This window comes from Micromonospora sp. NPDC049799, assembly GCF_040656655.1.
Lineage (GTDB): Bacteria > Actinomycetota > Actinomycetes > Mycobacteriales > Micromonosporaceae > Micromonospora.
Genome location: NZ_JBFAMU010000312.1, coordinates 1 through 5,859, shown reverse-complemented (window position 1 = coordinate 5,859; position 5,859 = coordinate 1). Strand labels below are relative to the sequence as shown.

Genomic DNA, 5,859 nt, shown 5'->3' with positions numbered 1-5,859 from the left:
GCGCAGTGCTCCGCTGGGGCGCTGAACGCGCTGTACAAGGCGTACGGCGGTAACCCGGCTGGTATCGCCGAGGACATCATCCGCTGACCACCGCCTGCCGCCAGGCCCTCGTCGCCGCCTGCAACGCCCCGCTGCGCCCGTAGGGCCGCCGACGGCGAGGAGACCGTCCGCGTACCTCCGACCGGAGGGTGGCGGGCGGACGGCCCGGCGGCCGCCGCGACGGCCGACCGGTCAGATCTCGTCGATCAGGTCGGCGACCGACTCGACGATCCGCGACGGCCGGTACGGGTAGCGCTCCGCCTCGGTGCGGCTGCTGATGCCGGTGAGCACCAGGATCGTCTCCAGGCCCGCCTCCAGACCGCAGAGGATGTCGGTGTCCATCCGGTCGCCGATCATCGCGGTCGTCTCGGAGTGGGCGTTGATCGTGTTGAGCGCCGAGCGCATCATCATCGGGTTCGGCTTGCCGACGAAGTACGGCTCGACGCCGGTCGCCTTGGAGATCATCGCGGCGACCGAACCGGCCGCGGGCAGGGCGCCCTCCACCGACGGCCCCGTCACGTCGGGGTTGGTGCAGATGAACCGCGCCCCGTCGTTGATCAGCCGGACGGCCTTGGTGATCGCCTCGAAGCTGTAGGTGCGGGTCTCCCCCAGCACCACGTAGTCCGGCGCGAAGTCGGTCAGCACGTACCCGACCGCGTGCAGCGCGGTGGTCAGCCCCGCCTCCCCGATGACGTACGCGGTGCCGCCCGGCCGCTGGTCGGCCAGGAACTGGGCGGTGGCCAGGGCGGAGGACCAGATGGCCGTCTCCGGCACGTCCAGCCCCATCCGGGCCAGCCGGGCCTGGAGGTCCCGGGGCGTGTAGATGGAGTTGTTCGTCAGCACCAGGAAGGGCTTGCCGGAGGTACGCAGCCGGGTGACGAACTCCGGCGCTCCGGGCACGGGCTGGCCCTCGTGGACGAGAACGCCGTCCATGTCGGTCAGCCAGCTCTCGACGGGCTTGCGGTCAAGCATGTGTCGTCCCAGGGGGTGTCGGGGCGGCGGTCAGGAGGGCCGGCGGGCCGGTACGCAACAGACCGTGGGGCAGGTGTCCCACATCGGCAGCTCGCCGAGGCGACGGCGCAGGGTCACGCCGTCCGGGTTGATCCGCTCCCGGACCAGCTCCCGGACCATTGTGACGAAGCGCGGGTCGGTGCCCGGCGTGCCGGCCCGGACGAAGTCCAGGCCGAGCTGCTTGGCGGTGTCCAGCGCCTCGGTGTCCAGGTCCCACACCACCTCGAGATGGTCGGAGACGAAGCCGATCGGGCTGACCACGACGCTGGTGACGCCCTGCTCGGCGAGCGCGGCGAGGTGGTCGTTGACGTCCGGCTCCAGCCACGGCACCTGCGGCGGGCCGGACCGGCTCTGCCAGACCAGGTCGTACGGCAGGTGGGGGGCGGACGCGGCGTGCACCAGCCGGGCGGTCTCGGCGAGCTGTGCCGTGTACCGGTTGCCGTGCGGGCCGGCGTTCGCGTCCATCGAGTTGGGGACCGAGTGGGCGGTGAAGACCAGTCGCGTGGTGGACAGCTTCGCCGGGTCGAGCTGCGCGAGCGCGGCCCGCACCGCGTCGGCGTGCGGCTCGACGAAGCCAGGGTGGTCCCAGAACTGGCGCAGCTTGTCGATCATCGGGGCGTCCGCGCCGACGGCGGCCCGGGCGGCGGCGATGTCCTCCTGGTACTGCCGGCAGGACGAGTAGCCGCCGAGCGCGCTGGTGACGAACGCCAGAGCGTGCCGTACGCCGTCGTCGCGCATCTGCGCCACGGTGTCGGCGAGCATCGGGTGCCAGTTCCGGTTGCCCCAGTACACCGGCAGGTCGATGCCGTTGGCGGCGAAGTCCTCCCGGATCGCGGCCAGCAGCTCCCGGCACTGCTGGTTGATCGGGGAGACCCCGCCGAAGTGCTGGTAGTGCTCCGCGACCTCCGCCAGCCGCTCCGGAGGCACGCCGCGGCCCCGGGTCACGTTCTGCAGGAAGGGCATCACGTCCTCGGGCCGTTCGGGCCCGCCGAAGGAAACCAGCACCACCGCGTCGTACGCCATGGTCCCATTCTCGCCCCCGCCGATCACGGCGCGGCGACGCCCCCTGCTCCTCGCTGTCAAAAGGGGCCCCTTCCTCCACCGGAGGCGTTACGAAGGGGCCCTTGCGAACAGGCCGGCGGCGCATGCTGCGCCGGAGCGCCCCCGGCCCGTTCGGCCTTACACCTCAGGCGCCGATGGCGTGGTACCCGCCGTCGACGTGCACGATCTCGCCGGTCGTGGCCGGGAACCAGTCGGACAGGAGCGCCAGGCAGGCCCGGGCGGCCGGCTCCTGGTCGGTCAGGTTCCAGCCCAGCGGGGCCCGTTGGGTCCAGGCGTCCTCGAACTGGTCGAAGCCGGGGATCGACTTGGCGGCGATGGTGCGCAGCGGCCCGGCGGCGACCAGGTTGCTGCGGATGCCCTGCTTGCCCAGGTGCAGCGCGAGGTAGCGGGACGCGGACTCCAGGCCGGCCTTGGCCACGCCCATCCAGTCGTAGACCGGCCAGGCCTTCGTGGCGTCGAACGTCAGGCCGACCACCGCGCCACCGGGGGACATCAGCGGCAGGGACGCCATGGCCAGGGAGGTGTAGGAGTACGTCGAGACCTGCAGGGCGGTGGCGACGTCCGACCAGGGGGCGTCGAGGAAACCGCCACCCAGGCAGCTCTGCGGGGCGAAGCCGATCGAGTGGACCACGCCGTCGAGGCCGTCGACGTGCTCGCGGACCTTGTCGGCCAGCCCGGCCAGGTGCTCCGCGTTGGTCACGTCCAGCTCGATGACCGGGGCGGGCTCGGGCAGCCGCTTGGCGATCCGCTCGACCAGGGAGAGCCGGCCGTAGCCGGTGAGCACGACCTGCGCGCCGTTCTCCTGGGCGAGCTTCGCCACCGAGAAGGCGATCGAGGCGTCGGTGATGACGCCGGTGACCAGCAGCCGCTTACCGGCGAGCAGTCCTGACATGTGTTGACCTTCCTCCGTGCTTGCTCAGCTCAGTGACCCATGCCCAGGCCGCCGTCGACCGGGATGACCGCGCCCGACACGTAACCGGCGGTGTCCCCGGCAAGCCAGGTGACCACTCCGGCCACCTCCTCCGGGGTGGCGAACCGGCCGGCCGGGATGGCCTTGCGGTACTCCGCCTTGCGGTCCTCGGGCAGCGCGGCGGTCATGTCGGTGTCGATGAAGCCGGGCGCGACCACGTTGGCGGTGATGTTGCGCGAGCCCAGCTCCCGGGTGATCGAGCGGGCCACGCCGACCAGCCCCGCCTTACTGGCGGCGTAGTTGACCTGACCCGGGCCGCCGTAGAGGCCGACCACCGAGGAGATGAAGATCATCCGGCCCCACTTCGCGCGGAGCATCTTGCCCGACGCCCGCTTGGCGCAGCGGAACGAGCCGGTGAGGTTGGTGTCCAGCACCCGGGTGAACTGCTCCTCGCTCATCCGCATGAGCAGCGTGTCGTCGGTGATGCCGGCGTTGGCGACCAGCACCTCGACCGGCCCCAGCTCCGCCTCGATGGCGGTGAAGGCGGCGTCGACCGAATCGGCGTCGGTCACGTCACAGCGCACCCCGAACAGCCCCTCGGGCGCGTCACCACTGCGGTGCGTCACCGCCACCCGGTCGCCCTGCTTGGCGAAGGCCTGCGCGATGGCCAGGCCGATTCCCCGGTTGCCCCCGGTCACCAGCACGGTACGGGCCACGGCTCCCCCTCTTGCTCAGCTGATCTCGCGTCGCGTCGGAGCCTAGGCGTTACCGGTAGGTAAGCGCTAACGGCTGATCCATGCGGGCCGGCCCCCTCGACCCGGGGAGGGCCGGCGCCGCCGTCGGTCCCGGCTCGTCCAACCGGTCGGCCGAGTGCGGGGACAGGCATCGGCCGGTGTACGATGATCGGGTTTGCGGGCCTAAGGTGCCCGCGTTCCGGGCCCCGCCGACCGCAGGAGGTGATCGCTGTGCGAGATAGCGATCCTCCCAGTCGTGGCCGGGCCGTCCGTCAGTCCCGCTGAGCCACGACTCAGCAGGTGAACTGACCCCGACTCCGCTCCCCCGCACCGCCCACCCGTCCGGCCGCTCGGCCGGGCCGGTCCGTGTGTGCCACCCGGAGCAGCCCGGTCACGACTTCGTGTGCGCGTCCTGATCAGCCCCTGCGGCCCGCCCACCCCGCCCGGCGGACCGTCCAGTCGCCACCCGGAGCCGTCCATGAGCCGCTACGTCGCCCCGCTGGGCTTCACCCTCGCCGCCGTCTGGGTGGCCGTGCTCTTCGTCCTGGCCGGCGGCGGTCACTGACCACCGCCGGCGCCGCCGCCGACCCCGCCGCTCGCGGGGTCGGCGGGATCAGAGCATCCGGGACGACCACAGGAGACTGAGCGCGCCGGCGCAGAGCGCCAACAGCAGCGCCACCCCCGCGTACCACTGGGTGACCTCCCGCGGTTCGGTGCGGAAGCCGATCGAGCTGCCCATGTCCTGGTACACCTGCTTCAGCTCGGTCACCGAGGCCGCCTCGTAGAAGTAGCCCTCGGTGGCCTCCGCCAGGTCGGCCAGGGCCAGCCGGTCCACCGGCACGCGTTGCAGCTGGCCGCCGATGTCCACCTGACCCGAGTCGGTGCCGAACGCGATGGTGGAGACCGGTACGTTCGCGGCCTGCGCGGCGGCGGCCGCCTCCTCCACGGAGCGGCCGGACGTGCGGTAGCCGTCGGAGAGCAGCACGATCCGCGCGGGCGGGACGCCGGCCGCCCCGTCGGCGGGCACCGACCGGATCGCCTCCAGGCAGGTGAAAACCGCCTCGCCGGTCGCCGTGGCCTCGGCCAGCACCAGCCCGTCGATGGCGGCGACCACCGCCTCCCGGTCCTTGCTGGGCGACACCAGCACGTTCGCGGCCTTGGCGAACGAGACCAGCCCGAGGTTGTAGCTCTCCGGCAGCTCGCCGACGAACTGTTTGGCCGCCTCCTGGGCCGCCTCCAGCCGGTTCGGCGCCACGTCGTCGGCCTGCATGGACAGCGACACGTCGATGGCGAGCATCACGGTCGCCCGTTCCAGCGGCTCCCGGGTGTCCACGGCCGGCCGGGCCAGTGCGGTGGCGAGCACCAGCAGGCAGAGCAGGAACGCCGTCGCCGGGACGTGCCGCCGCCAGCCCAGTCCCTTCGGCGCGAGCGTACGCAGCAGGTCCACATTGGTGAACCGCATCGCGTACGCCCGCCGGTGCAGCTGCCGCCAGACGTAGAACGCGGCGAGCGCGAGCACCGGCAGCACGGCCAGCAACCACCACGGTTGCAGAAATCGGATCATCGTGTCGTCCCTCGGGTGCGGGCGTGCCGCTGCGCGGCCACGAAGCGCACCATGTCCAGCAGCCAGTCACGGTCGGTACGCAGTCGCAGGTGCGCGGCACCGGCACCGCGCAGGGCGGCGGAGATCTCCGCCCGCTGGGCGGCGGCCGCCTCGGCGTAGCGCTGCCGCAGGCGCGGGTCGGCGGTCTGCACCTCGTGCAGTTCGCCGGTCTCCGGGTCGACGACCGGGAGCACCCCGACGTCGGGCAGGTCCAGCTCGCGGGGGTCCACCACCTCGATGGCCAGCACGTCGTGCCGGACCCGCAGCTTGCGCAGCGGCCGGGCCCACTGCGGCACCGGCGCGAGGAAGTCGGAGATCACCACCGCCACACCGCGCCGCCGGGGTGGCCGGTTCAGCATGTCGACCAGCGCACCGAGATCGCTGCGTCCGGGGCGGATCTCGGTGCCGGCGATGGCCCGCATCAGGCCGTGCGCCTCCTTGCGGCCGGCACGGGCCGGCAGCCGGGTCAGCACGCCCGCTCCGGTCGCCGGCCCGGGCGT

General features: G+C 72.6%; 6 protein-coding genes and 1 pseudogene. 1 reads left to right on the top strand and 6 read right to left on the bottom strand.

Annotated elements, in window-relative coordinates; translation table 11 throughout:
- Positions 1-231: 231 nt before the first annotated feature.
- The 4 genes from AB0I76_RS20800 to AB0I76_RS20785 form a co-directional block, all read right to left on the bottom strand.
- On the bottom strand, positions 232-1,011 hold the full coding sequence (locus tag AB0I76_RS20800; protein WP_357037844.1) for an HAD-IIA family hydrolase: 780 nt from the start codon (positions 1,009-1,011) through the stop codon (positions 232-234).
- A gap of 30 nt (positions 1,012-1,041) precedes the next feature.
- Positions 1,042-2,073 carry a ferrochelatase gene (locus tag AB0I76_RS20795; RefSeq protein WP_357037841.1) on the bottom strand — a complete coding sequence of 344 codons (1,032 nt, stop codon included), beginning with the start codon at positions 2,071-2,073 and terminating at the stop codon, positions 1,042-1,044.
- Positions 2,074-2,236: 163 nt separating this feature from the next.
- Complete coding sequence (gene fabI, locus AB0I76_RS20790) at positions 2,237-3,004, bottom strand: enoyl-ACP reductase FabI (RefSeq protein WP_357037839.1); 768 nt, start codon at positions 3,002-3,004, stop codon at positions 2,237-2,239.
- A 29-nt stretch (positions 3,005-3,033) separates the two neighbouring features.
- Positions 3,034-3,738, bottom strand: coding sequence for a beta-ketoacyl-ACP reductase (locus tag AB0I76_RS20785; RefSeq protein WP_357037836.1), 705 nt, complete (start codon positions 3,736-3,738; stop codon positions 3,034-3,036).
- A gap of 421 nt (positions 3,739-4,159) precedes the next feature.
- Between AB0I76_RS20785 and AB0I76_RS20780 the strand changes: the two genes are divergently transcribed.
- Positions 4,160-4,321, top strand: a complete 162-nt coding sequence (locus AB0I76_RS20780) for a hypothetical protein (protein ID WP_357037833.1) — start codon at positions 4,160-4,162, stop codon at positions 4,319-4,321.
- 48 nt (positions 4,322-4,369) lie between these two features.
- On the opposite strand, the gene AB0I76_RS20775 is transcribed toward AB0I76_RS20780, so the two are convergent.
- Both AB0I76_RS20775 and AB0I76_RS20770 read right to left on the bottom strand, forming a co-directional pair.
- Positions 4,370-5,320: a VWA domain-containing protein gene (locus AB0I76_RS20775; protein ID WP_357037830.1), complete on the bottom strand. Its 951-nt coding sequence runs from the start codon at positions 5,318-5,320 to the stop codon at positions 4,370-4,372.
- Positions 5,317-5,859, bottom strand: a pseudogene (locus tag AB0I76_RS20770) (DUF58 domain-containing protein); the annotation flags it as partial. The pseudogene AB0I76_RS20770 and the gene AB0I76_RS20775, both read right to left, overlap by 4 nt.